Source organism: Coxiella endosymbiont of Amblyomma nuttalli, from assembly GCF_018107685.1.
Lineage (GTDB): Bacteria > Pseudomonadota > Gammaproteobacteria > Coxiellales > Coxiellaceae > Coxiella.
The window spans coordinates 691,184-716,892 of record NZ_CP064834.1 but is presented as its reverse complement, the minus strand read 5'-3'; the positions used below and the strand labels follow the sequence as shown (position 1 = coordinate 716,892).

Here is a 25,709-nt window from a genome sequence, read left to right as displayed (position 1 = left end):
TCTCTTGATTATAGAGCAATTTTAATTATTGTAAACGTTTTGGTTGCACATTGTGATAGCTATAAGATCGTCTTCTTAATTTTCATAAAAGTCAAAATATTTAATGGTGTAGTATATTAGCAGGTGTCTATTTTTGGATTTTGCAACGCATGTCGAGCAATATAAAAAGCTTGTTCAATAATAAAAATTGATATAAGTCCAGATGTAACAAAAAATTTAAAATTAATCCATGCCTTAGTACTAAGGTAGTAGACAGCGACTATATTTAAAATACCGAGAACCAGAAAAAATAACGCCCAACTTAAATTTAAACGAGACCAAATTTTTGCAGGTAGTGCAATTTTTCCTTTAAATCAATTTTTCTTTTAAATATTTGGTAGATAAAGGTATGTTTTTTAGAAAATAGCTTTGTAATAAAAAAATTGAGAATATCCAGTACACAATAGTGGGTTTCCATTTAATAAAAATAGCTTTGTAGAAAATGAAAGTACATCCGCCTAATAGTAAAATAAAAGTTAAGGTCATTACGTGAAATTTTTCAAATCGATGAAAACGAATCCAATGGGCGCCAACTTGAAAGGCTGATGTTGTCATTATTACGGCTATAGCAACATAAATGCCACAAAATTTGTAAGCAATAAAAAATAAATGACGAAAACACAATTAAAATAAAAATTCCATCAACAATGATCTTGTTCTATTTTTCTAGAATAAAACGGTATTATATTCCTACTAAGTTATGACAACAATTCGTATATCCGTGTACTTATAATAACGTCTGATGAAAGCGTGTCATGAAAGTGATTAAAGTTGAGGATGTTTGTATTTTTTCGATAAAATCGCATGATATTTTTTAGAATATAGATTATGAAATTAAGATTAAAGCGCTTAAAATAAATTGTTTATTCCGCAGATATATAAAATATTCATCTTTATTATTTTATATACCGAGATTTGTCATAAATTGCTGCTTATACGCGCAGATTGATAATCCCAGATTGATAATCTCATTCTGTTATTTACGATTATTATGTGGAAACATATATGTGAGAGATCCTTATGTTTTTGTCCGCTACTTGTGTTTTTCTAAGAAATTTTGGCTTCCTAAATGTAATACCATAGAAATCACGTATCCCTATTATAAAACTGAGAAGTTTTTTAATTGAGCATTATGCTTATTAAATATTGAGTAAATATAGAAGAAAGAAAAGAGAATTCTGCATCAAAATACGATATTTATAGATAAACTGAGGTAGCATGATTACAGTTGTCAATTAGATCAGTGAAAAATAAAACAGTGTACAAACGAACAAATCATTTTATTTTAGCTGGTTATCGTTATCCCATAATTGAAAAACTGATGAAAATTCTGCTATACCCTGTCATACATCTTCCATCATTATTACTTACTAATAGTAGGCCCTATTCATTCAACAGTTGAATTGATCAAACTATCATTTGGCCTATTAATAGCTAAAATATAACCAGTGTGAATTAAATTGAGGAAGATCGATATCGGATTTAATGGATGCATGTCAATAAATAAGGAGAACTAGGAGGAATATTTGAAAAGCTCTTCAGCCCTCTTTTAAGTCTGGTAGCAATATAGTTTTTTATTGAAATTATCCTAATCTGAAACACCTTTGTTTGAAAGGAAGGAAAAGTCTACCGTACGTTAAAAAAGAAATAGCCTAATTGACATGTAAAGAGTATTATGAGACAATATCAGAGTGCTGTGCTTAGTCCTAAGCAATAATAGTGAACTAAATTGTGGAAGATCAAAAAGATGTTAGTTGTACATTAGCATGGAATATTAAAATATCTGGTCGACGGATGACTCGATTGCCGGAAGATCTTTATGTTTCACCTGATGCACTACTAGTGTTCCTCGAGGCGTTTGAAGGACCACTCGATCTCCTGCTCTATTTTATCACAGAGACGTAGCATCGATATTCTGGATATCCCAATTGCGGAAATCACCCGACAATATATTCAGTTTGTATATCTTGTGCGAGAAATGCAAGTTGAACTTGCTGCTGAATATTTAGTGATGGCAGCTACGCTAGCTGAGATCAAATCTCAGCTTTTGTTGCTTCAACCAGCGATAGGAGCAAAAAAATGAGATTAATGATCCACGCGTCAGATTAATACATCGTCTACAGAAGCATGAGCGTCATAAAAAAGTGGCTTGTGCATTAGACAATTTACCACGCATTGAACGAGATGTATTCATTGCAGATGCCGCGATGCCACCAATAATATCGCCAATAGCAGTATGTTCAAAGATCGCATTATCAGAATTGCTAAAAGCATTTAAGAAAGTTTCAGAACGGGCCTCACTTTATAGTGCACATGCGATTGCACGAGAGCCTTTATCCGTCCAGAAACGGATGTCTTGCGTTTTATCAATATATCAAAAAAGAAAATTTTATATTGTTTACTAGTTTATCTACAGAAAAAGAAGGACGAGTGGGAGTGGTGGTAACTTTGATTGCTATTTTAGAATTAATTCGTCAATCAGTTATTGAGTTTATTCAAAATAAACCGTTTGCGCCCATTTATATTTATGCTAAAAGATAAACTATGGTCGAAGTGAATCGGAAATTGATTCTTGAAGCAGCATTATTTACTTCTGCTGAACCTTTAACGATAAGTCGATTACAGCAATTATTTGACAAATGTGATTTACCTTCAATAACTGAAATAAAAAACTTGTTATCCGAACTCAAAGGAGACTATCAGGATCGAAGTATAGAGTTACAGGAAGTCGCAAGTGGATATCGTTTTCAAACAAAAAAGATTTTTCTTCGTGGTTGCAACAACTATGGAAGAAAAAACCAGTGCATTGCTTATAATCAACCAATTTCTTACGGGGAAATCAAAGAAATGCGCGGTGTATCGGTAGGTTCGGATATTGTAAAAAAATTGTTGGATCGTGGATGGATAAAAGTTTCGGGATATCGTGATGTGCTTGGCAGACCTCGTTTATTTTGTACGACTAAATATTTTTTGGATTACTTTAACTTAAAGAATTTAACTGATTTACCACCACTTAAAAAATTACAGATTTGTAAAAAGATGGATAATTAAAAGAAGATATTCTGGAAGACATTGACGTGATCGGATATATCTGGCAAGCGATCTGAAAAATGAGCATTGATATTTTTGCTCATATTGCAGTTAATCAAGTCAACAGATAAGTCTAAAATTAAATGGCTGCTTGTCCTGCCGTAATTTTGTTCATTTATCCGATGGGAAATTATATCTTTCTTCTGTTGCTCTGTAAATGACTACTGTAAAATGATTATAGTAGTGTGCATTATCAATACCGAGTTAGTAGGGCTTCTTCGTCGGAACTGTATTTAGAAGTAATGATGTAAATATCTTTACTTACCATAGGGTCTCTTGTAGCATTGACATAGATAATAGAACTGGTTATTCAAAATGGCTAATTCACCAAGTCAAGCTATTTTATCAGATAGTCTACGATGATGATGGAAATGGACGTCGTTATTAGTAGAGTATAAACTAAAGTAGAGTAAATTAATGCATACAGTTCTCTGTACTAATAAGATTCCAGGAGGTGGGTAAGACCCTGAAAGATCAGGATTTTGTTTACTTTAAATACTCAAATATTGGTGTATCATAATATAGGTATATCTAGTATACTCTAGAACGGTTTGTATTTTTTTCATTACTACTTACCCGTAAAATTCATGTTTAGAAAGCCTGGTGAAAATCTGGTGATCTCCAAGCAGTATTGCTATTATCTTAAAATTCCTGCTTAGCAGGATAGATAGTAATGTTTCTTTGAACTATGGAGTGAACTATAGAGTTTTATGCATGCATCTTAATAATTACCCTTTTAAGTCATCGATTAGGTTTTGCTTTAAAAGCTAAGGGACTTAAATTAGTTGTGGCAGAATCATGCACTGGTGGTGGGTTTCGTCAAATTATTACGCGCGTTTCTGGTAGTTTGGCCTGGTTTGATTGTGGATTTGTTACTTATAACAATAAATCCAAAACAAAATTCCTAGGTGCCAATTTTAAATTAATCAAAAAGGAAGGTGCAGTCAGCGAAGTAGTGGCACGTGAAATGGTATTAGGTGTATTAAAAAGAAGCAATACAAGTATTACTGTGAGTATTACGGACGTTGCGGGACCAAGAAGTATAAGGAAAGACAAACTAGTTGGCACGGTGTGGGTTGCTATTGCAAACAAGGGTGGTTTTATAGAATATCGAAAAGTTTTTTTTTTGAAAATTGGCGCATCGTGTCTGTGATTCTTCAATTAATTATGCATTAAATGGTTAATTAAATGGTTAGTTAAATTAGTTGAAAGATAGTTTACATGATAGCGTATAGTATGTGTTCATGGAATAGTACATTTTGATAGTCATGCATTATTTTTATAACTTGATTGCAAAGTGATGATTAATAAGTGATGGGATGGGTTAATAATATAGTGTTAGAATTTATTGTTGATTAGATATAGTAAGGGGCTAAGAATGGAAGATCGTACTAGAGCACTAGGTGTCGCTTTATCACAAATTGAACGTCAATTTGGAAAAGGGTCGGTAATGCGATTAGGAGATCCCGGTCTCGTACGAGATATTGAAGTTATTTCAACTGGTTCAGTAGGTCTAGATATTGCGTTAGGAGTCGGGGGATTGCCCAGAGGTCGTGTGGTAGAAATTTATGGGCCAGAAGCATCTGGTAAAACAACACTCACCTTACAAACCATAGCTTCGTGTCAAAAAATGCAAGGTACAGCCGCGTTTATGGATGCGGAACACGCCTTGGATGCGATATATGCTGAAAAACTGGGCGTCAAAATAGATGAATTATTAGTGTCGCAACCAGATACAGGTGAGCAAGCCTTAGAAATTACTGATATGCTGGTGCGATCAGGAGCCGTCGATGTAATTGTTGTTGATTCCGTAGCAGCTCTAACCCCTAAAGCGGAAATCGAGGGTGACATGGGTGATTTTCATATGGGCTCGCAAGCTCGTTTGATGTCACAAGCATTACGTAAATTGACTGCAAATATAAAAAAATCTAATACTTTAGTGATATTTATTAACCAAATACGTATGAAAATTGGAGTACTGTTTGGCAATCCAGAAACCACAACTGGTGGTAACGCACTTAAATTTTATTCATCTGTTCGGTTGGATATCCGTCGCATTGGTTCTATTAAAAAGGGAGAAGAAATTATGGGTAGTGAGACTCGTGTTAAAGTAGTTAAAAACAAAGTTGCGCCACCGTTTCGTCAAGTGGAATTTGATATTCTCTACGGGCTTGGTATTTCTCAGGAAGGTGAATTAATTGATCTCGGTGTTAAAAATGATCTCATTGAAAAAGCAGGTGCTTGGTATAGTTACAATGGGTCATGTATTGGTCAAGGCAAAGAAAATGTTCGTCAATTCTTGAAGGAAAATCCGCATATTGCAGAAGAAATTGAAGGCCATTTGCGTGAAAAATTATTATTGAAAGAATCTTTGAAAACTTCTAAGGATGTTGCAACAAAGTGATAAACTTATGCAACATGTACTATTGTGTGTTATTTGTATTTCTAAGTATGTGCGAAACACTAAAGTAGGTTCTTATACTGGAAAATAGAGACTGTGTTATCCTGTCTCTCATCATTTATCTAGGGACAATGTATTATCTAGAGATAATTTTAAAGCGATGAGCATTATGTGAAGGTTCTGTATATAACATAACATGATGGGTAGTCTATTATCAAATAGACTCCAATTTTCTTTGTATTGCGATAGAACTGCAGTAGTAGAGTAGACTATGATACTTCACTGATTGTCGTAGTCTGGTTCAAGATGAATAATTTTACTGAGAACTACTATTCAAACTTCGGCGCAGTGAAGTATCATAATTCAATGCAACAAACATCTCAAGGTCAGATGCATTTTTTAACACAATGCGCCTTTCTGATGTTGCATTAATTTATCGTTGGATAAGGTTTATAGAGAGAATGCCGATATATCTGAATAGCAATAAACTGCGAAAAATATTTACTGACTATTTTAGACAACGAGATCATGAAGTTGTGCCAAGTAGTTCACTAGTACCAACAAACGATACAACTTTGCTATTCACTAATTCAGGTATGGTGCAATTCAAAGATGTGTTTTTAGGTATTGAGACCCGTCCCTATCAACGAGCTGTTTCTGTGCAGCGTTGTATGCGTGCAGGAGGAAAACACAACGATTTAGAAAATGTAGGATATACCGCGCGCCATCATACCTTTTTTGAAATGCTTGGGAATTTTAGCTTTGGCGATTATTTTAAACGCGAAGCAATTGAATATGCCTGGTACTTTTTAACAGAAGTTTTAGAATTACCAAAAGAACGTTTGTGGATAACAGTGTTTCGTAATGATTATGAAAGTGAGTCTATTTGGCTAAAAGAAATGAAAATAGACCCTACGCGTTTTTCTCGTTGTAGTGAGAAGGATAACTTTTGGCAAATGGGGGATGTAGGACCTTGTGGACCTTGTACAGAAATATTTTATGATCATGGTCCAGAGGTAATCGGAGGGCCTCCAGGAAGTCCAAGCGCTGGCGGCGATCGTTACGTAGAAATTTGGAACTTAGTGTTTATGGAATATAACAAAGACTTAAATGGAAAATTACATCCCTTATTGAAGCCCTGCGTTGATACAGGCATGGGACTAGAACGCATTGCTGCGGTCATGCAAGGAGTTCATGATAATTATGATATTAGTCTATTTCAGTCTTTATTAAAAGTATTGGGTAAGCTAGTAGGAAAAAATGACTTTCGAAATACATCTATGGGTGTCATTGTTGACCATATTCGTTCTTCGGCTTTCCTGATTAGTGATGGTGTTGTTCCTTCAAATGAAGGAAGAGGTTATGTTTTACGACGGATTATTCGACGTGCAGTTCGCCACGGATATAAATTAGGACAACAAGAACCTTTTTTTCATAAATTAATAGGACCATTGGTTGAAGTCATGGACGATGCTTATCCAATGTTTTCTAAAGCTCAACTTTTAATTGAACAAGTGATTGAGCAAGAAGAAATGCAATTCTCCAAAACCTTATCGAAAGGTCTTAAAATTTTAGATCATCAACTATCGAAGTTGTCATCGCGTAACATCCCAGGTGAGATAGTTTTCCAGTTATATGATACATTTGGTTTTCCTCCAGATTTGACTGCTGATATTGGCAAAGAGCGTGGATTTTCCGTAGATTATGCAGGTTTTAATAAAGCTATGAAATGTCAACGTGAACAATCACAGCAAGCTCGTCATTTTAGCATTAATCATACACAAACGGTGTATATTAGTGGAAAAACTGAATTCGTTGGCTATGAAACGTTTGAATCTGAAGCTCGAGTCATCACCCTACTGCAAGATGATAAACCGACTAGTGCTTTATGCGAGGGTAAAAGAGGGATCGTTGTACTGGATCGCACACCTTTTTATGCAGAATCAGGTGGACAAATTGGAGATCAAGGCTATTTATTTTTTGAGGGTGGTCATTTTCGTGTTAAAGATACTCACAAACAAGGCATCGTTTATTTGCACCTAGGTGAAGTCATTAAGGGGAAGTTGCAAGTTAACCAAAAAGTTTATGCTAAAATTGATAGTTCGCGTTTAGATGTCATGCGAAATCATTCAGCTACACATTTACTGCATGAAGCTTTGCGGCGCGTGTTGGGTGAGCATGTTATGCAGAAAGGTTCATTAGTGGAAGCTAAGCGTTTGCGCTTCGATTTTTCTCATCCTAACACGATGACAAGGCAAGAATTATACGCAGTGGAACGATTAATTAATCAACAGATCCAAGCTAATTTGGTTTCAAATGTAAAAGTGATGACAGTGAAAAAAGCAAAAGAGGTAGGAGCACTTACGTTATGTGGAGAGCAATATGAAGGAGTGGTGAGAGTACTCGAGATGGGACATTTTTCGACAGAAATTTGTGGAGGGACACATATAAAACAAACGGGAGAAATTGGTCTTTTTAAAATTATTTCTGAGTCAGGTTGTGCGTCTGGTGTTCGTCGTATTGAAGCGGTGACTGGACAAGCAGCCACAGCGTATATTGAGTCTGAAGAAGAGCAACTGCAAACATTAAGTGGTTTACTTAAAACAAACCGAAATAATTTAATCAACAAGTTGGATCAATTGTTAGAAAATCATCATAACCAACAGAAAGAATTAATAAAACTAAAACAGCAGGTATTTTATCAGAAACTGGAAAGTTTATCAAAAAAGATGATAGATATCCAAGGAATAAAAGTACTTGCTATCCAATTAAATGGGATTAATTGTAATACCCTACGCTCTATTGTGAAACAATTGAAACAAAAATTGGAAAAAGCGGCGATTGTATTAGCCCTTAAAGAAGGTAAGCATGTACAATTAGTAGCGGGAGTTACTAGGAATTGCTTAGCATATTTTAGTGCTACAGAACTATTAGCACCCATTGCAGAAAAAATCGGAGGACGTAGCGGTGGTTGTCTTGATATGGCACAAGGGGGTAGCAATTCTCCTGAGCGATTAGAAGAAGCGCTCCAATTCGTTTCCGAATGGATTAAAACGCGAATGGGATAAATTAGAAGAATAACTTATGTCATTAATCGTTCAAAAATTCGGTGGAAGTTCCGTTGCAAATATAGAAAGGATCCAAAATGTAGCTCGCATCATTTCCGAGGCACGCCAGGAAGGACATGCTGTGGTGGTGGTAGTTTCCGCTATGTATGGTGAAACAGATCGCCTTATTAAATTAGCTCAAACAATTTCTGATTCTAATTTACGTGAATATGACGTCCTGATTTCAACCGGTGAGCAAATGTCGGCTGCCTTATTAAGCATGGCTCTAGAAGCGAGAAATTGTCCTGCACGTTCTTATACAGCTGCACAAATTCCTTTACACACAACCAATAAACATAGGAAAGCGCGTATTGTAGATATCGATCCAGAAATTTTATGTCACGACTTACAAGATGGTTGTGTTCCTGTTGTTGCTGGTTTCCAAGGGATTAGTGAAACGGGTGAGATCACCACCTTGGGGCGCGGTGGCTCGGACCTCACCGCAGTTGCACTAGCAGCAACGTTACAGGCCGATGAATGTCAAATTTTCACTGATGTCGATGGGGTTTATACCAGTGATCCAAAAGTAGTCCCACAAGCTCAGCGTATTCCTCAAATTACATTTGAGGAGATGATGGAAATGTCCAGTTTGGGCGCAAGAGTTTTGCAAAATCGTTGTCTCGAATTGTCTGGTAAATATAAAGTACCATTACGTGTATTATCAAGTTTACGAAAAAGTCCGGGAACATTAATTACCTTTGAGCATAATGCAGCCGCCGAGCGACCATTAGTTTCTGGCATTGCTCTTGATCGACGACAAGCGAAACTCACTATTCAGGGCATACCTGAAAGACCAGGATTGGTGAGCCATATTTTAAGCCCACTCAGTAAAGCAGATATCGAAGTTGATATGATTGTTCAAAATGTACCCACCACTGATACTAAAATTGACTTTAGTTTTACGTTACAACGTGATGATTATGTAAAATCTTTTTTGATTATGAAGCAAGTGGCCTCTGAATTAAATGCATGGGAAGTATTGGGTAGTGATGCCGTAGCGAAAATTTCTCTTGTGGGTGTTGGTATGCGTTCTCATGCCGGAATTGCTTCTCATATGTTCAGTGCACTAGGTAAGGAAGGAATTCATATTCACCTAATTACAGCGACGGAAATCAAGATCTCTGCGGTAATCGATGAGAAATTTATTGATCTTAGCGCTCGCACTCTCCATTCAGCTTTCAAGCTAGATCAGTCAAATTTTCTCGTAAAAGGGTGTTAAAAGTATAAGTGTGAAATCTTTGTAGTTTACACTGAAAAAAGAAATTACTTGATTTTTCAGTAAATTCCTATATTATTTCAAAGCCTTTACTAGTAGGCAACTAGTAAGCCGTAACTTCAATTGTGTACTAAAGCTAATTATAGAGAAGTTGCGCAAAGAAGGCTTGTGGTAGGGATTCCTCAAAAAAGGAGAGGAATATGTTAATTCTAACAAGACGTGTTAGCGAGTCGGTGATTGTTGGAGACGATGTCAAAGTGACAGTGCTTGGAGTTAAAGGTAATCAAGTTCGTCTAGGGATAGATGCACCGAAAGAAATTTCTATCCATCGCGAAGAAATTTATGAACGTATTCAACAAGAAAGACTAACGAAGTTGGAAGGCAAAACTGTCCAAAAGACTATTGAATCTGACTGAACCTGTAACTTCGTTACTAGCGAAGTTGGTATTTGCTTCAGCAAATTGTAGGAATAAGATTGTAGGGATAAGCTCGAGAAGATAAGATAGATTAAATATAGATATCAACTTCTACAATTCTCTCGATGTATTTTTATCTAGCAGGAATTTGTTAATTCGTTTGCGTGTTAACATCCTTAATTTGGGCGGCTATCATATTCTCTATTACTAAGGTAGGGTGCTTTCGAAAGTATTGAAATTATAATTAAGTTAAAAATTAAGAACCCGAAATTAGAGCTAATCTAATGGAGGAGAGATGGCCGAGCAGGTTGAAGGCGCTCCCCTGCTAAGGGAGTATGGGGTGAAAACTCCATCGAGGGTTCGAATCCCTCTCTCTCCGATAGTTTTTACGCATTACTTCTGAGAGAGAGGTTTTCCCGCATTAAAGAAAAAGCGCCTTAAAGCCTTAAGGTGTTTGCTTTAGCTCCTGTTTCAGGAAAAAAAAAGGAGATTTTCATTTTTCTTATAATTAATTAACAATTATAAGTAGATGGTATTTCGTTGCCCGAAGCTATTCCATACTGGCTGCAATGCTAGACAGTTCGGTAACTGTAAACGATAATCTTCCAAGGTTTTTCTTACAGGATCAATATCTGAAAAAGATAATCACATTTTTAATATTTAGGAATTTCAATTAAATTTTTTAAAAATCTCAAAATAATGCGATTACTTATATTTAGAAAATAGCTGATTCCTATCTTGCTTAAACATGCGTCAGAATGGGGTTACAGAAATATAGTGGCATAGGAGGTTCAGGACGAAAATGATAACGAGTAAGTGTTTAACTGATAAGTGATGGATTTAAGAAGTCTTGGCATCTGCTTTAAATCGAGCATTGATAATTGATGACCAGAATGCGGTATTATACGAAAAATGGCAATATGTAGTTGTACTCTAATACCTAAAGCAAGTACTTTCTTCGGAATTTGGCTCAGAAAATACGTTTTTCGAATTAAATGCTCTGTGTATTAGTCATACTTCTGGAGCATTAGCAATAGGATCTTGTGTAATTCTTGGGATTGGAAGGGGCTATCAAGAAATACTATCGGCGATGCAATAATAGTTCAGGTACTGAATGTAGAGATGTTATAGCACGGCTTTTCTACGGTAAATGGTCATCATCTTAATTTTACTGGCAATAGTACAAGAGTCTGATCAAAGGGTAAAATGGGAGAAACTTTTTAATCGTGTGAAATCCTCTTTGCAATAATTTAGAGTAATTAGTCCTAAGCGTTGGCAGGAGTTATTAAAATATTTTGGAGGACTGCAAGGGCTGCGGAAAGCAAATGTTGAAGAAATTATCAGAATTGATTTATGAAGTATTTCACTTGACCTCTGAGTGAATCACCGTAGAATCTGATAATATGAATGTCGCGACGCTTTTTACGCTTCTTCGTCTGTCCGCTATTCCTATTTTCGGTCTTTTTTATTATTTACCTTTTCGCTGGGCTCATCCCGTTGCCGCGATTATTTTTATTCTAGCTGCAATTACCGATTGGTTAGATGGATATCTAGCCAGAAGTTTATCGCAGATGACAGATTTTGGCGCTTTTTTAGATCCAGTAGCTGACAAGTTATTGGTAAGTGTTGCTTTAATGTTCGTTGTTAGGGACAATTATGTTGCCTATTTGGCAATTCCTGGTGCTGTTATTATTTGTCGAGAAATCATTATTTCATCGCTGCGTGAATGGATGGCCGAATTAGGGAAGCAAATGAGTATCGCCGTTACTTTTTTGTCAAAAATCAAAACAGCTCTGCAGATGGTCGCTTTAATCCTATTAATATGGTACACGCCCAATTCAGATCCACTAGTGTTAGCAAGTGGTGTTATTCTATTCTGGGTTGCTGCAATATTAACTGTCTGGACGATGGTTATTTATTTAAAAGTTGCTTGGCCAGACTTGACAATGCGTCGCGAGCAGTAATAATAACCAATTAATTGGCTTATGGTTTGTAGTTCTAGAAGCCAAACTTAAAAAAATCTCCTTTCTGATCACAGACGCGGGAATAGCTCAGTTGGTAGAGCACAACCTTGCCAAGGTTGGGGTCGCGAGTTCGAATCTCGTTTCCCGCTCAGATATGTAATCTAATTTATATTGGTTTTCTTTGTAGTAATCTCAAAGAATAGAACTCTCCATTTGAGAGAAAATAAGGGAAATATTGTATTGATATGCGATTGTAATAGAGTATTTTGAATAGGGTGTTGTATAGCGGAAATTGGATCGGAAAATTTATAAAATGCTTTTAAATTATTTGAACTATTAACCCGTTTGCCAGTTTTTGGTTTTATTGTGTTATTTCTGTTTGAAGTCATGAAATTCTCCAATTATCTGAAGAAAAGGAATAGTTATAAATAAGGGTAGCTTTAACTTTGTAGCTTCTGTGATAAAAATCAACTTGCTGTTTCTTATTAAGTTCTTGTTAAGTAATCAGCTTATTATTTCACTGACTATTTTACACTTTAATTTAAACTGCAACGTTAGCTGGGATAAACATGATATCATTAAGCAAAGTGAAAAGGATTAGAATTTGATTGAGTCAAATTAGAGAGTAGGCTATATTACTATCTCCCCTTGTGATATGGCTGGGTGGCAGAGTGGCTATGCAGCGGCCTGCAAAGCCGTGTACGTCGGTTCGATTCCGACTCCAGCCTTGTGCTTGAAGAAATTAGGCTGGGTATTCTTCTATCTTTCCGTGCCTGGGTGGCGAAATTGGTAGACGCAGGGGACTTAAAATCCCCCGGGAATTAAATCCTATGCCGGTTCAAATCCGGCTCCGGGCACTCTAGGTGTAGACCAATTACTTATTTAGATATACCTCACGTGATACACCTTATAGTATATATAGTTAGGAATAACAGATTTTAAAGAGGATGAAATTATCACGGAGTGTGTGGCATGGGTATATTTGGCTATAGCACAGACACACAGGAAAAATAAGAACGCTTGTACATGCAAATGTTGCACGGTAGGGGTTCTTCCTGCGTTGGTTGATAGCGAAATTTATGGCAATAGAAAGCTTTTGAGTTTTTGGTATTGGATTAAAAGCAATTTGATGAAAGTAAAAAAATAACTGGTAACTCTCTGTGGAGAAACGTATTAATTATATTGATTTTTCTGAAAAATTCGCGATTATTATTTTCATGGGAAACTTATTTTTATAAATTTCTAAAAAATAATAAATATATTATAACAAAGAAGATTAAATTGGTTTGGTTATGAAATGAGAAAATGAAATAAAGTTCATATTTCTATTTGATTTAATGATACTCCAAAACAAAAATTTAGAAGGATATGCATTTAAATTAAATGAAAGAAGGATAGATTACTCTATAGGCACGTCACATTATAGTATTGTATAGGGGGCATGTTACTTTTCATAAAGGCCTTAAGGTATTTAACTGATTTGTTTAGATAATATTGGATGTTGGATGCACAGCAACTAAATAAAGTATCTAAAAGGTTTGGAGTATCATAGCTGTTGCAGGATGGCGTTGTTCTGAGCCTTGGCCCATTCTTAAATAATAGCTGCTTGATGTATGCCAAACTTATATGAGAAAATAGATCTGCTTGTTTGCCTAGAATTTTTTAAATTTGTCGATTCTACAATGATAAGATATTACGGGATAATGATTGTATCTAGTAGATTGGTAGATTTTCATTCGTCTGGACCTCAGCTTATTGATGTTAAAATATGCATTGCTATGCCACGAGTTGCTATGAATTAGTTATGAAAGCTTATTGTAAAGTAGTTGACAAAAGGTATCGTTTTTTAGCTATGGCGTGCAATGTTAATTTTGTGATATTACTTACGATAAATTTACCATTGTTACCGATAGCTTGACGACAAATGACGAAGATGAATAGTAAAAATTATGAATTGAAACTTTAGCTGCTGGAAATAAGTCTATGACCTATAAATATATCAAAATACCCATACAAGGTGAGAAGATTGTAATTAACAAAGAAAAAAAGTCTGAACACCCAATTATTCCTTTTATTGAAGGAGACGGTATTGGAGTGGATATTACTCCAATTATGAAAAAAGTTGTGGATGCAGCAGTGGATAAGGCGTATGGAGGAAAACTCAAAATTGAGTGGATGGAAGTTTATGCTGGAGAAAAGGCAACAAAAATTTATGGAAATGGTTTTTGGTTACCTGACGAAACCTTACGAGCCATTAGGGAGTTTCAAATTGCGATAAAAGGACCACTGACCACTCCTGTTGGTGGCGGTATTCGTTCCTTAAATGTGGCACTGCGACAAGATTTAGATCTCTATTTATGTCTTCGTCCTGTGCGTTATTTTCATGGTGCACCTAGTCCTATTAAAATGCCTGAAAAAGTCAATATGGTGGTTTTCCGGGAAAATTTGGAGGATATTTACACTGGTATTGAGTGGCCAGCAGGGAGTCCTGGGGCAAAAAAACTGATTTCTTTTCTTCAAAAGGAAATGGATGTGAAAAAAATTCGTTTTTCTAAAACAGCAGGCATTGGTATTAAACTTATTTCTGAAGAAGGAACAGTTCGTCTGGTACGTCGCGCTATACAATATGCCATTGATAATAACCGTGATTCGATCACGTTGGTCCATAAAGGTAATATCATGAAATTTACAGAGGGAGCTTTTAAAGAATGGGGATATAAGGTAGCTATTAAGGAGTATGGAGCAAAACCGATCAATGGCGGCCCCTGGTATGTTCTCAAAAATCCAAAAACCAATAAAGAGATTGTTATTAACGATATTATTGCTGATGCTTTTTTGCAACAAATTTTATTACGTCCAGCTGAATATAGCGTAATTGTTACTTTGAATTTAAATGGTGATTATATTTCTGATGCGCTTGCTGCTGAAGTAGGTGGTGTTGGTATTGCACCTGGAGCTAATTTAAGTGATACCATTGGGGTTTTCGAGGCCACGCATGGCACTGCACCGAAATATGCTGGACAAAACAAGGCTAATCCTAGTTCGTTGATTTTATCGGCAGAAATGATGTTGCGTTATATGCAGTGGAAAGAAGCCGCCGACCTTGTTATTAAGGGCATTGAAGGCGCTATTAATAATAAGATAGTGACTTATGATTTTGCTCGTTTGATGGATGAAACTAAGGCAGTTAGTACTGCGCAATTTGGAGAAGCAGTGATTCGTTATATGCAAAAAGCGTAAAATACGCCGTGGTGGGCATTAAGCTTATGTCATTAATCTCCACACGATAACATCTGTTTAGAGTTGACTGTTATTCTCATTACTAAAGAGCGATACATTTAATGTAATAAAAACACTTTTAGAGCTGCTAGAGTGATTATTCTTCAAATGATTTTTTCCAACCAGCTTCGCGATACACGATTCGACCTCGAGTCAAGTCATAAGGCGTTAGTTCGACTGTCACTGCATCACCTATTAAGATGCGAATATAATGCTTACGCATTCGCCCAGAAATATGGGCAGTCACAACATGGCCATTTTCAAGCCTAACCCGAAAGGTTGTGTTAGGTAGTGAATCGATCACAACTCCTTGCATTTCGATAGATTCTTCTTTTGGCATAAGTTTTAATAAAAGTTATGAGACGTCATAATGCCTGAAATATTTCTTACAATCAATGGATTCTGATGATTTTTCAAAAATATTGACATAAAAATGTTAATATTAACATTTTAATTAAAATATTAGTATGGATGATGCGGATACAGAAGAGGAGTGTGTGAAACTCAGGGATATCACAATGAATAAAAAATAGTTAAGATGCTTGAAATAACATGGAATGTTTATTTATAGAGTAGTGCATAGAAAATAGTATGCAGCATGTTGGTTCCGCTATTTTTATAAGGAATTTAAGCGACTTTTGAGCAGTAACATAATAGCTATTTAGGTGTCGCGAATAAGCGTGGGACGTACCTTCTCATCTCTCTCTGGAATACAATTTAGAAAAACTAATCAGCTAAGATATGATATATAGACGTCTTGGATCACTGAGATATGATTTTCACGAGGTTAACATAATATCGTGATATTAGATTTAAGAAGAACATTGGCAAAATACATTCAGAACCATCATAAAATGATGGAAATGAGAGATTTTAAATCTAAGTAAGTAATTTCAATTTATAAAAATGCGCGTGGTTAGATGCTGCTTTTGAAGAGTCAGTCATGATTAACAAGATGTAGGATTTTAATTTTAACACATTGAATAAAGGCATATCGCTGACTGTAGGGTATAGATTGTAGGACATAGAAGCGCGGCGCGACTCACTTGCTTATAGTGGATTTAAATATCGTTCCACGTCTAATGCTGCCATGCATCCCATGCCTGCAGCGGTGACAGCTTGACGATAAACACGATCCGCTACATCGCCGGCAGCAAAAACACCACGGATGCTAGTGGCAGTAGCATTGCCTTCTAGCCCAGATATTACTTTCAGATACCCGGATTCTTTCATCTCTAATTGTCCTTTGAATACTTTTGTGTTGGGATCGTGACCAATGGCGACAAATAAACCGTTAACAGTAACATCTTTAGTTTTTTCGTCTCTAATATTTTTAATACGTATACCGATTACGCCTTGTGCATTACCTAAGATCTTTTCAATCATATGATCCCATTCAATCGTAATATTTCCTTCGTCAACTTTCTTATTTAATTGTTCTATTAGCATTTTTTCAGCACGTAATTTATTTCGCCGATGAATTAAAGTTACATGAGAAGCGATATGACAAAGATAAAGAGCTTCTTCAACGGCTGTGTTCCCACCACCAACGACAGCAACTTTTTTGCCACGATAAAAAAATCCATCACAAGTGGCACACGTAGAAATACCTTTTCCTATAAAAGCTTTTTCAGAAGGTAATCCTAAATAACGGGCAGAAGCACCGGTAGCGATGATTAAAGCATCACAGGTGTAAGTAGCAATGTCACCAGTGAGTATGAAAGGACGCTTATTTAAATCGGATTTATATATATGGTCAAAAATAAATTGTGTATTAAGACGTTCTGCATGGCGTTGCATTCTTTCTATTAGTTGAGGACCTTGCAATCCAGATACTTCTTCACCTGGCCAGTTGTCAACATCAGTCGTTGTCATGAGTTGTCCACCTTGTTGGATACCAGTGATTACAACTGGTCTGAGATTGGCACGAGCGGTGTAAATAGCTGCTGTATAACCAGCGGGTCCAGATCCTAAAATAATAAGACGATAGTGTTGTTTATTCATTTTATTCATAGTGCCTTCGGTATTTGTTAATGATATTCAAACGTATAATATTAACTAAACTCACTAAGTAGTGCTACTGTTGCAAATCTTATATTGCAAATCTTAAGAGTAGGAGGAAGAATAATTGAAACAATGTAAAAGAAAAAAATCGGTAAATGAAACAAAAGGAGTTACATATATTCAGCTACGTTATCGTCTACGAGAAGGGTGTCTTATTCTGGCGGTCGCATTTTCCACTTTTCTCTTGATTGCTTTATTAAGTTATCACAAATCAGATTCTATCTGGCCCGATAGTGTTGTTGTTAAAACGGTGACCAATGCAGGAGGGCGTGCTGGTGCGTGGGTATCTAGCATTACCCTATATACAGTAGGTTATTTAGCGTATACATTTCCCTTTATAATTTCATTTACTGCGTGGATTTACTTTCGTAAGTGTCATGAGGAAAACCAAAATTCTATTATTAAATTTTCTTTGGTAAGCTTGAGTTTCGTAGGTTTTTTGTTGGTATTATTGTCGAGTTCTGTTTTAACTACTCTTCATTTGCCAAAATTTTTACCACATTTACCTTTTAATGCCGGAGGTATTGTTGGAACCGTGATTGCACATATGTTACTTCCTATCTTTGGTTCTGTGGGAACTACATTGATTTTAATTACTGTTATATTGATTGGTTTCACATTATTTTCTGGGCTTTCTTGGTTCCAGATTTTAAAATCTCTAAGTAGTGTTGTTATAAAATTAATTAAATGGTGTGTGATGCAACTACGTGAAATTGCATGGGGGAATGTATTCCAATGTTTGTTGCCAGTGGATAATTTTAATAAAATAGTAACAGTCCGGGAAATGAAAAAAATTAAACCAGATTTTCTTTCAGATCCAGCCATTAACGTCATAAAACCTAACATTACAGAACCACCAAAACTTGAAGTTATGGACAGCGAATTTAGATCTCCTCGGTTTAAAAGTTCAGCAGTGCTACCCAGACTTTCTTTACTGCACAAACCACTACATGATCATATTTTGAATTATTCTAAAGAAGAACTACAACAAAAATCAAAAGACGTGGAATTGCAGTTAGCAGATTTTAATATTCAAGCCAAAGTAGTTGCAGTTCATCCTGGACCGGTAGTTACTCGTTTTGAGTTACAACTGGCAGCAGGAACAAAAGTTAGTCGGGTAACGAATCTAGCAAAAGATTTAGCGCGTTCATTATCTGTGCTTAGTGTCCGTGTTGTTGAGGTCATTCCTGGTAAATCCGTGATTGGTTTGGAATTACCGAATAAGCATCGGAAAGTTGTTACAATTTATGAAGTACTGGCTACCAAGCAATATCAAAATGCGTGTTCCAGTCTAACGCTTGCTTTAGGCAAGGATATTGGTGGACATCCCGTTATTGTTGATTTAGCAAAAATGCCTCATTTATTGGCAGCAGGAACAACTGGTTCAGGTAAATCAGTAAGTTTAAATGCTATATTATTGAGTTTATTGTATAAGGCGACACCCAAACAATTGCGTCTTATCTTAATTGATCCCAAAATGTTAGAGCTTTCCGTTTACGAAGGAATTCCACATTTACTGACACCAGTAGTTACTGACATGAGAAATGCCGCTTCAGCGTTACGATGGTGTGTGATGGAGATGGAACGGCGCTACCATCTTATGGCTTCATTGGGAGTTCGTCATATTTTAGGATACAATATTAAAGTGAAAGCAGCTAGTAAAGGAGGTACACCGTTACTGAACCCTTTGCAAAAAGGAAAAGAAGAAATTCCTGAATTGCTGGAAGAACTACCACAGATTGTTATCATTGCAGATGAATTTGCGGATATGATAGTAGTGGTTGGTAAAAAGGTGGAAACATTAATTGTGCGGTTGGCGCAAAAGGCACGGGCGGCTGGAATTCATCTAATTTTTGCTACACAACGCCCATCGGTGGATATAATTACAGGACTTATTAAAGCTAATATTCCGACTCGCATTGCTTTCCAGGTTTCTTCTAAAATAGATTCTCGCACGATTTTAGATCAACAAGGGGCTGAACAATTATTGGGACAAGGGGATTCATTGTATTTAGCACCAGGTATGGGAGCACCGGTTCGAGTGCATGGGCCTTATGTGCATGACGAAGAGGTTCACCGTGTCACTGAATATCTAAAAAGTTTCAGTGAGCCAAATTATGTTGAAGGAATTTTAGATCAAATGAGCACCCGAGATTTAAGTGGGTTTGCGAGGGCAACATTGGGTGATCGTCTAGATGAGAAAGGAACAAAAGATCCTTTATATGATCAATCGGTAGAAGTGGTCGTGCGTACGCGTCGAGTTTCAATTTCAAGTATTCAACGTCGATTTAAGATTGGATATAATCGAGCGGCACGGATTGTTGAAGCTATGGAAGCGGCTGGTGTGGTTAGTGCTATGGGGAACAATGGAACTCGTGAAGTACTTATGCCATCACAGCAATAAGAAAATGAATTCAAAATGTGCAATCAACTTCACCATATTTGTTTGTGATTTCTTTTTCGAGCGCTACTGCTACAAGTTTAGATGTCACGCCCTGCAATTAAAACAGCTTGTAAAGCAAGAGGTTGAGTTATGATTATTCGTTCTGGTTGATGCGATAGGAAAGTAATTCACCTACTTAGTAGTCATTTTTACGAATGGAAAAATGTTGTTTTTAGATTTATGACATATCAATAGTAGTGCAAGTAGTGCAAGCGACACAGCAACCGTTAATGGAGGAGGAGAATATGCGTCTAGATTCAAAGACGTTTTTCTTTTTTTCTCTTTATAGAGATGCTGTGACATGCCAATTAGATTCAAATAAGGAAAAAGATCGGTATTTTAACTGGCTTCGTTGAATTTTTAAAATTAGCTAACAGAAAAAGTATGGTTCTAGTAAAAACTACTCAAGGTATCTGCTGTTTGTTATGTAAAATTACTTTTCAACCCTTTACAGCGGACGTGAAAGAAATTCGTAAAGCGTAACAAAACAATTAACTACGATATGTAAATAGCGAACATAAATTTTATTTATTAAAATAACAAGAGCAGGTACTATTGGATGAAGAAAAAAGATGACTAAGTAGAAATCAAATCGTTGGACATCCGATAGTGACAGAATGTTATAGCGGATAAATTTGTGTAGTAGTTTTATTAATGTATAATGCATTTTTTTAGACTCAACAAGCCAAGGTGACGTTTTGCTGATTCGTACTTCGGTTCATTGAAATATGGCATCGAATATGGTGAACGTCAATGAAGATCGATTATAAGTGTATTGGCGGGAAAATATACGAACGTAAGAAGTTCATCATATTTTTTCAGTGTATTTTATCTTAGTAGTGATTGATAAAATCGACATCCGGTAAAAGTACTCCTATCACTTGCTAAAAACAAAATCTGACTGAAATGTCAAAGAATTTAAATAATTTCACATATAAATATTGACTTAACAGTAGGATCAATATATAGGAATGATTATTATCTATTACCACTTTATTTTAGATTTGGATATAAAGAAAAATTGTGTATAGATCAGTCATGTTTTTCTGGTAAAACAAGATTAGGTAATTTTAGCCGTTATTATATTATTGAAGTGATTCCTGATTATGACGACGGAATTGTTTCTATAGCTAAACCAACCATAATTATTCCTAATTAATTCAAGAGAAATCTTACTTACCAGAACAAGCGATGGAACCTCTTCATGGATTATTATTTTTATTAATTTTTATTAAATAGTAGTAAAAATTAGTTATAAATATGGAACTTGGCATTCAGTAATTCATCAGTAAACTTTTAGAAATAAAAAGTAAAAACGAAATTAAAATGGAACTAATTTTAGCACTATATTTTTTTCATAAAACAACCAGCTCTAGCTCTATCGATATTTATGATTCATTAAATCTCCTTGAAATTGAAAATATTTATCGATCTGAAGATGTAGTAGGAAAATAGTATTAAAAGAATCATTAAGTTAACTACTCGATTTATTGTGCCTTTAGTTGAGTGGGTTTTATATACTATAGTATGATGTGAAATCGGAAATAAAATGGACACATAAAAAACATCATCTAAAATTGTTTATTTTATTAGACGTCATGCTTTTAAAAATACCAACTGTTATTTGCTCTAATGAATAAAAATAATTTGCACTGATGACTTTTGTTCAACAAACCCTACACATTTTCATCAGACAAATTTAATAATTTCTAATTCGGTAATTATCATATCAGAACTATTCGCACTACTGGTATCATTGGGTTTCCTTAACAGAGGACATAACCACTTCTTTAGAAAGTATAGAAACGAATCTCTGTTTATGATAAAAATTCTTTGTTTATTCAGTAGCGATGTGGCACATGAAAGTGTAGGGATAATCTGATTTGGTGTTTACGTCCATTGACCAATGTAATTTTCTGATAGCCTGACGAGAAGGAAAATTAGGCGTTTTAGAGTAATATAATAATGAATCGAACCTACCCAAAGCGGAAAATACTATCATTAAAAACAGCACTTGATTTCCATAAGTTCGGTGCAATCATGGTAGTTACCTTAGGTAGATGTTTTATCATAAATAGTATCAGTGGTTGGTCGCGTAAAGCTATGGAAGTAACGAGAAACGATGCTCCCGCTTTATAGCTTCTTACAAAACGGCTGAAGATACTCTTTATCTATTGTGAATGAATTTCTCTATCCATACTATTTGAGAGCATGCTTGATACTGCTTAATCTAGTAGCCCACTGTATTATGTTAAAGGGTTGCACAAAATGTTCAAAACGATTCATCCGATAAATGAGCATATAGTGCATTGGATGTTTCCACCGTTGAGTGATGCTTACCTGTCGCGTTAGCCAGAGGGAAGAATATTGATGTAAAGCCGTATAAAATTTTGCTCTCGTGAAACTCATCCATGGCATCGCGATGACGATGATCAAATAGAAAAGCCATTTGAGGTTACCAAAAGACTCAAAAGGATATCGTCGATAAGAAATAATAACGAGTAACAACAAGGTTAATCCAATAAAAAGACTCGCTAATACGTCTTCCAGCCAGTGAGCACCTAAATATAAACGAGAATATCCAATTAACATAATCAAAACGCTTATTAATGTATAAGGGACCCATCGCCATTTTTTAGATAATGTTTGTGCGACTAAGAATGCGATAAAACCTAAAATGGTGACACTAAAACCCATATGACCGCTAGGAAATGAAGAGGATCGATCAATAATTAGAAATTCTATAGGGCGAGGAGAGTAGACGAACATTTTTAAGAAATAGAAGATCAGACCAGTCAATAAGGTAATTACTAGTAAATGAGAAGCAGACCGCCATTGTTTTTTAACTGTTAAGACGATAATCGATAACAAACTGGTGCTTATTATAACTATTTTGTCACCAAACATGGTTATTACTATGAAAAATCTATCAATTTTTGGCAATCTCAAGCTTTGTAAAAAATGAAATAACGGTTCATTGAAGCTAGTATGCGGACCAAATATGATTGTGACAATTAATAATATTAAGAACGCAATAAATGACAATAGTGCTAATAACACCATTGTTAATTGATGATGATCTATGAGAATATGACGATTGCTGATTAGACGCAATAAAAAATGAGAAGAATGGTGATGATAAAAGGAAACCCATAGACGATTGATCCAACCATTGATCACTGTTGCTAGAAAAGAGAGGCATCGTTGAATGACAAAAAATAAAAGCCAAAGTAAGATGATAATTCCGAAACCAATCAATATAAATTTCGTTGTGACACCCTGTGGTAATTTAAGAGAAACGCTGCCAATTAAAACACCGGGTAATAAATAGGCGATTGCCCAAAGAATTACAGAAGGAATTGCCGCAACGAAAAAACGAAACCAAGTCATTTTTAATAATCCAGCGATTAAAGGCACAGAGCTTCGTACTGGTCCCACAAAACGCCCAACTAAAATACTTTTACCACCATGTTTTCTGAAAAAATCTTCACCGAGCGCAAGCCATCGAGGATATTTTTTAAAAGGCCAAATAGTACGTAAATATTCATTGTAATATTTTCCAATAAAAAATCCGATAGTATCGCCTATTAATGCACCCAAAGCAGCCCAAAAAATAGTAGCATCCAAGGTAATTATGCCTCGTCCAATCAAAATACCCATAATAGACATTGTGATGGAGCTAGGAATGATAGTGCCGACGAGAGGTAGTGATTCTGCAAAGGCAACAACAAAGGAAAATATCATGTTCATATAGGTATGTGCTTGTAAATAATAACTTATGATCGTTAAGTAATTTTCCATCATTGGGCTATATACGATTCAACTACCCATTAGTTATTCTTATTCTCACGGAGAGTGCCTCTATGAAACTATTTTTCCTTGTGCTTGTAAATCTGCGTGATAGGAAGAACGTACAAAAGGACCACTGGCGACGCTACTAAATCCTAATGTTTTCGCCAGTTCACCTAGTTCTTTAAATTCTTGAGGGGTCACATAACGATCTACCGACATATGGTAACGAGTAGGTTGTAAATATTGTCCGAGTGTCAGCATATCGACTGTATGCCATCGAAGATCATACATAACCGCTTCTATTTCCTCACGAGTTTCACCTAATCCCAACATCATGCCAGATTTTATTGGAATTTTAGGGAAGCGTTTTTTAAACGCTTGGAGCAAAGTAAGCGACCATTGATAGTCTGCTCCTGGGCGCGCTTGTTGATATAGACGTGGGACAGTTTCAATGTTATGATTGAAAACATCCGGTAGAGCTGTAGCGAGTGTATCCAACGCTTTTTCCATGCGTCCGCGAAAATCAGGCACTAATATTTCAATTTTCGTGTCAGGGTTTTTTTGGCGTATAGCATTAATACATTGAGTATAATGTAGAGCACCACCATCTCGTAAATCATCTCGATCTACCGATGTAATGACGACATACTGTAATGCCATAATGTTAACAGTCTGCGCGAGATTGATCGGTTCTTCGGGATCTAGAGGGAGGGGACGACCATGACTCACATTACAAAAACTGCAACGTCGAGTACATCTATCACCCATGATCATAAAAGTTGCAGTACCGTGTCCAAAGCATTCATTTAAATTAGGGCAAGATGCTTCTTCACAAATGGTTACTAACTGATTTTTCCGCAATAGTTTTTTTAATTGACTAACCTTGTTGTCAATCGATAACCGAATACGGATCCAATCCGGTTTTTGAAGATGTTTATCGATCATTTCAATTTTAATAGGGATACGAGAAAGTTTTTCTTTGCCAAAAGCCTTTTTTGTGGGATCATAGGATTGTTCTTTACTAATCATCGAAAGACTCCGTTTTTATGATAGGGTGATTATAACCGAAATTTCTTAAGATAGGAGAAATGATGGTCTGTTTAACGGTAGGTACACTAATCGTCCTTATAAAATCACCTAATTGCGTCATTGTTAATCCTTTAAAGCCACAGGGATTAATATAGGAAAATGGTGTCAGATCCATTGCAATATTAAATGCCAATCCATGATAGCTTAATCCTTTACGCACACGAAGACCAATAGAGCAAATCTTTGCTTCCTCTATATAAACTCCTGGTGCTTCCTCCTTTCCTTTAGCTGAAATTCCCCACCGTTGCAAATATTCAATAATAATGTTTTCAATTGTTCGAACAAACGTGCGTGTGTTCAAACCTAGTCGATTAAGATCACACAATAAATAAGCTATGAGCTGACCAGGTCCGTGATAGGTAATCTGACCGCCGCGATCAGTCTGGATCAGGGGAATTTTATGAGGATGTAGTATATGCTCAGACTTGCCAGCAAGTCCTTGTGTAAAAACAGGTAAATGCTCAAGTAGCCAAATTTCATCAACAGTACTGGATTGTCTAGAAGTAGTGAATTTTTGCATAGCTTCCCATAAGGGTTGGTAAGGGATTAAATTGTCGAATTGTCGAATGATAACGTCGTTCATCATAGTAGAATATTTTACTAAAGTATTATCTTACTGAGGATAAGATTAATAGACCAAACCACAAGTAAGGATAAGTACAATTCACAAGGACAATTGCCTGGATGTAAGAGACGTCCACATTAATTCAATAATTTCGTTGGAGGTCAGTAAGGAAAATCAGTTAAATGTAGAATTATTCGGAGTAAGAGATGAAAGCCAGGCACGTTTTATCATGCTTTATCATACC

The 25,709-nt window shown here is 35.9% G+C and carries 18 protein-coding genes, 4 tRNA genes and 1 pseudogene; 17 read left to right on the top strand and 6 right to left on the bottom strand.

Features of this window, described 5'->3' with window-relative positions:
* Positions 1 to 116: 116 nt before the first annotated feature.
* Positions 117 to 663, bottom strand: a pseudogene (locus CEAn_RS03730) (inner membrane-spanning protein YciB).
* A 1,107-nt stretch (positions 664 to 1,770) separates the two neighbouring features.
* On the opposite strand from CEAn_RS03730, the gene CEAn_RS03690 reads away from it, so the two are divergent.
* From CEAn_RS03690 to icd, 16 genes are all read left to right on the top strand, one after another.
* Positions 1,771 to 1,944, top strand: coding sequence for a hypothetical protein (locus CEAn_RS03690; protein ID WP_244670055.1), 174 nt, complete (start codon positions 1,771 to 1,773; stop codon positions 1,942 to 1,944).
* A complete protein-coding gene (locus CEAn_RS03685; RefSeq protein WP_244670054.1) occupies positions 1,898 to 2,122 on the top strand; it encodes a segregation/condensation protein A in 225 nt (74 codons plus the stop codon). Before CEAn_RS03690 ends, CEAn_RS03685 begins: the two co-directional genes overlap by 47 nt.
* Before the next feature lie 61 nt (positions 2,123 to 2,183).
* Positions 2,184 to 2,444, top strand: a complete 261-nt coding sequence (locus CEAn_RS03680; RefSeq protein WP_244670053.1) for a hypothetical protein — start codon at positions 2,184 to 2,186, stop codon at positions 2,442 to 2,444.
* Positions 2,434 to 2,580 carry a hypothetical protein gene (locus CEAn_RS03675; protein WP_244670052.1) on the top strand — a complete coding sequence of 49 codons (147 nt, stop codon included), beginning with the start codon at positions 2,434 to 2,436 and terminating at the stop codon, positions 2,578 to 2,580. The genes CEAn_RS03680 and CEAn_RS03675 overlap by 11 nt, the downstream gene beginning before the upstream one ends.
* Before the next feature lie 3 nt (positions 2,581 to 2,583).
* Positions 2,584 to 3,090, top strand: coding sequence for an SMC-Scp complex subunit ScpB (gene scpB / locus CEAn_RS02620; RefSeq protein WP_211923664.1), 507 nt, complete (start codon positions 2,584 to 2,586; stop codon positions 3,088 to 3,090).
* 826 nt (positions 3,091 to 3,916) lie between these two features.
* The gene (locus CEAn_RS02615; RefSeq protein ID WP_244670051.1) at positions 3,917 to 4,282 is read left to right on the top strand and encodes a CinA family protein; all 366 of its coding nucleotides are present in this window, start codon (positions 3,917 to 3,919) and stop codon (positions 4,280 to 4,282) included.
* A gap of 225 nt (positions 4,283 to 4,507) precedes the next feature.
* The gene (recA, locus tag CEAn_RS02610; RefSeq protein ID WP_211923663.1) at positions 4,508 to 5,533 is read left to right on the top strand and encodes a recombinase RecA; all 1,026 of its coding nucleotides are present in this window, start codon (positions 4,508 to 4,510) and stop codon (positions 5,531 to 5,533) included.
* Positions 5,534 to 6,003: 470 nt separating this feature from the next.
* Entirely contained in the window at positions 6,004 to 8,598 is a 2,595-nt protein-coding gene (alaS, locus tag CEAn_RS02605) for an alanine--tRNA ligase (RefSeq protein WP_211924172.1), read from the top strand.
* Between the two features lie 16 nt (positions 8,599 to 8,614).
* Positions 8,615 to 9,856: an aspartate kinase gene (locus CEAn_RS02600; protein WP_211923662.1), complete on the top strand. Its 1,242-nt coding sequence runs from the start codon at positions 8,615 to 8,617 to the stop codon at positions 9,854 to 9,856.
* A 197-nt stretch (positions 9,857 to 10,053) separates the two neighbouring features.
* Complete coding sequence (csrA, locus tag CEAn_RS02595) at positions 10,054 to 10,269, top strand: carbon storage regulator CsrA (protein WP_211923661.1); 216 nt, start codon at positions 10,054 to 10,056, stop codon at positions 10,267 to 10,269.
* A 289-nt stretch (positions 10,270 to 10,558) separates the two neighbouring features.
* Positions 10,559 to 10,648 (top strand) — tRNA-Ser (locus CEAn_RS02590).
* A 1,024-nt stretch (positions 10,649 to 11,672) separates the two neighbouring features.
* Complete coding sequence (pgsA, locus tag CEAn_RS02585) at positions 11,673 to 12,233, top strand: CDP-diacylglycerol--glycerol-3-phosphate 3-phosphatidyltransferase (protein WP_211923660.1); 561 nt, start codon at positions 11,673 to 11,675, stop codon at positions 12,231 to 12,233.
* A gap of 76 nt (positions 12,234 to 12,309) precedes the next feature.
* Positions 12,310 to 12,382, top strand: a tRNA-Gly gene (locus tag CEAn_RS02580).
* A gap of 508 nt (positions 12,383 to 12,890) precedes the next feature.
* Positions 12,891 to 12,961 (top strand) — tRNA-Cys (locus CEAn_RS02575).
* 43 nt (positions 12,962 to 13,004) lie between these two features.
* A tRNA-Leu gene (locus CEAn_RS02570) sits at positions 13,005 to 13,090 on the top strand.
* Positions 13,091 to 14,216: 1,126 nt separating this feature from the next.
* A complete protein-coding gene (gene icd / locus CEAn_RS02565; RefSeq protein WP_211923659.1) occupies positions 14,217 to 15,473 on the top strand; it encodes an NADP-dependent isocitrate dehydrogenase in 1,257 nt (418 codons plus the stop codon).
* 136 nt (positions 15,474 to 15,609) lie between these two features.
* Here icd and infA read toward each other — a convergent pair whose 3' ends face one another.
* Complete coding sequence (gene infA / locus CEAn_RS02560) at positions 15,610 to 15,852, bottom strand: translation initiation factor IF-1 (RefSeq protein WP_211923658.1); 243 nt, start codon at positions 15,850 to 15,852, stop codon at positions 15,610 to 15,612.
* A 710-nt stretch (positions 15,853 to 16,562) separates the two neighbouring features.
* A complete protein-coding gene (gene trxB, locus CEAn_RS02555) occupies positions 16,563 to 17,516 on the bottom strand; it encodes a thioredoxin-disulfide reductase (RefSeq protein ID WP_211924171.1) in 954 nt (317 codons plus the stop codon).
* A 124-nt stretch (positions 17,517 to 17,640) separates the two neighbouring features.
* Between trxB and CEAn_RS02550 the strand changes: the two genes are divergently transcribed.
* Positions 17,641 to 19,980 (top strand): DNA translocase FtsK, encoded by a 2,340-nt coding sequence (locus tag CEAn_RS02550; RefSeq protein WP_211923657.1) that lies wholly within the window; start codon positions 17,641 to 17,643, stop codon positions 19,978 to 19,980.
* A 2,238-nt stretch (positions 19,981 to 22,218) separates the two neighbouring features.
* Here the strand turns inward: CEAn_RS02550 and CEAn_RS02545 are convergent.
* The 3 genes from CEAn_RS02545 to lipB are packed head-to-tail and all read right to left on the bottom strand — an operon-like array spanning position 22,219 to position 25,483.
* Positions 22,219 to 23,823, bottom strand: coding sequence for a bifunctional DedA family/phosphatase PAP2 family protein (locus CEAn_RS02545; RefSeq protein ID WP_244670050.1), 1,605 nt, complete (start codon positions 23,821 to 23,823; stop codon positions 22,219 to 22,221).
* Positions 23,824 to 23,880: 57 nt separating this feature from the next.
* Positions 23,881 to 24,840 (bottom strand): lipoyl synthase, encoded by a 960-nt coding sequence (gene lipA, locus CEAn_RS02540; RefSeq protein ID WP_211923656.1) that lies wholly within the window; start codon positions 24,838 to 24,840, stop codon positions 23,881 to 23,883.
* Positions 24,833 to 25,483 (bottom strand): lipoyl(octanoyl) transferase LipB, encoded by a 651-nt coding sequence (gene lipB, locus CEAn_RS02535; protein WP_211923655.1) that lies wholly within the window; start codon positions 25,481 to 25,483, stop codon positions 24,833 to 24,835. The genes lipA and lipB overlap by 8 nt, the downstream gene beginning before the upstream one ends.
* Positions 25,484 to 25,709: the final 226 nt, after the last annotated feature.

Coding starts and splice junctions, on each gene's coding strand:
- scpB (WP_211923664.1), top strand. CDS start 2,584: ATGGTCGAAGTGAATCGGAAATTGATTCTTGAAGCAGCATTATTTACT.
- recA (WP_211923663.1), top strand. CDS start 4,508: ATGGAAGATCGTACTAGAGCACTAGGTGTCGCTTTATCACAAATTGAA.
- CEAn_RS02600 (WP_211923662.1), top strand. CDS start 8,615: ATGTCATTAATCGTTCAAAAATTCGGTGGAAGTTCCGTTGCAAATATA.
- csrA (WP_211923661.1), top strand. CDS start 10,054: ATGTTAATTCTAACAAGACGTGTTAGCGAGTCGGTGATTGTTGGAGAC.
- pgsA (WP_211923660.1), top strand. CDS start 11,673: ATGAATGTCGCGACGCTTTTTACGCTTCTTCGTCTGTCCGCTATTCCT.
- icd (WP_211923659.1), top strand. CDS start 14,217: ATGACCTATAAATATATCAAAATACCCATACAAGGTGAGAAGATTGTA.
- infA (WP_211923658.1), bottom strand. CDS start 15,852: ATGCCAAAAGAAGAATCTATCGAAATGCAAGGAGTTGTGATCGATTCA.
- trxB (WP_211924171.1), bottom strand. CDS start 17,516: ATGAATAAACAACACTATCGTCTTATTATTTTAGGATCTGGACCCGCT.
- CEAn_RS02545 (WP_244670050.1), bottom strand. CDS start 23,823: ATGATGGAAAATTACTTAACGATCATAAGTTATTATTTACAAGCACAT.
- lipA (WP_211923656.1), bottom strand. CDS start 24,840: ATGATTAGTAAAGAACAATCCTATGATCCCACAAAAAAGGCTTTTGGC.
- lipB (WP_211923655.1), bottom strand. CDS start 25,483: ATGAACGACGTTATCATTCGACAATTCGACAATTTAATCCCTTACCAA.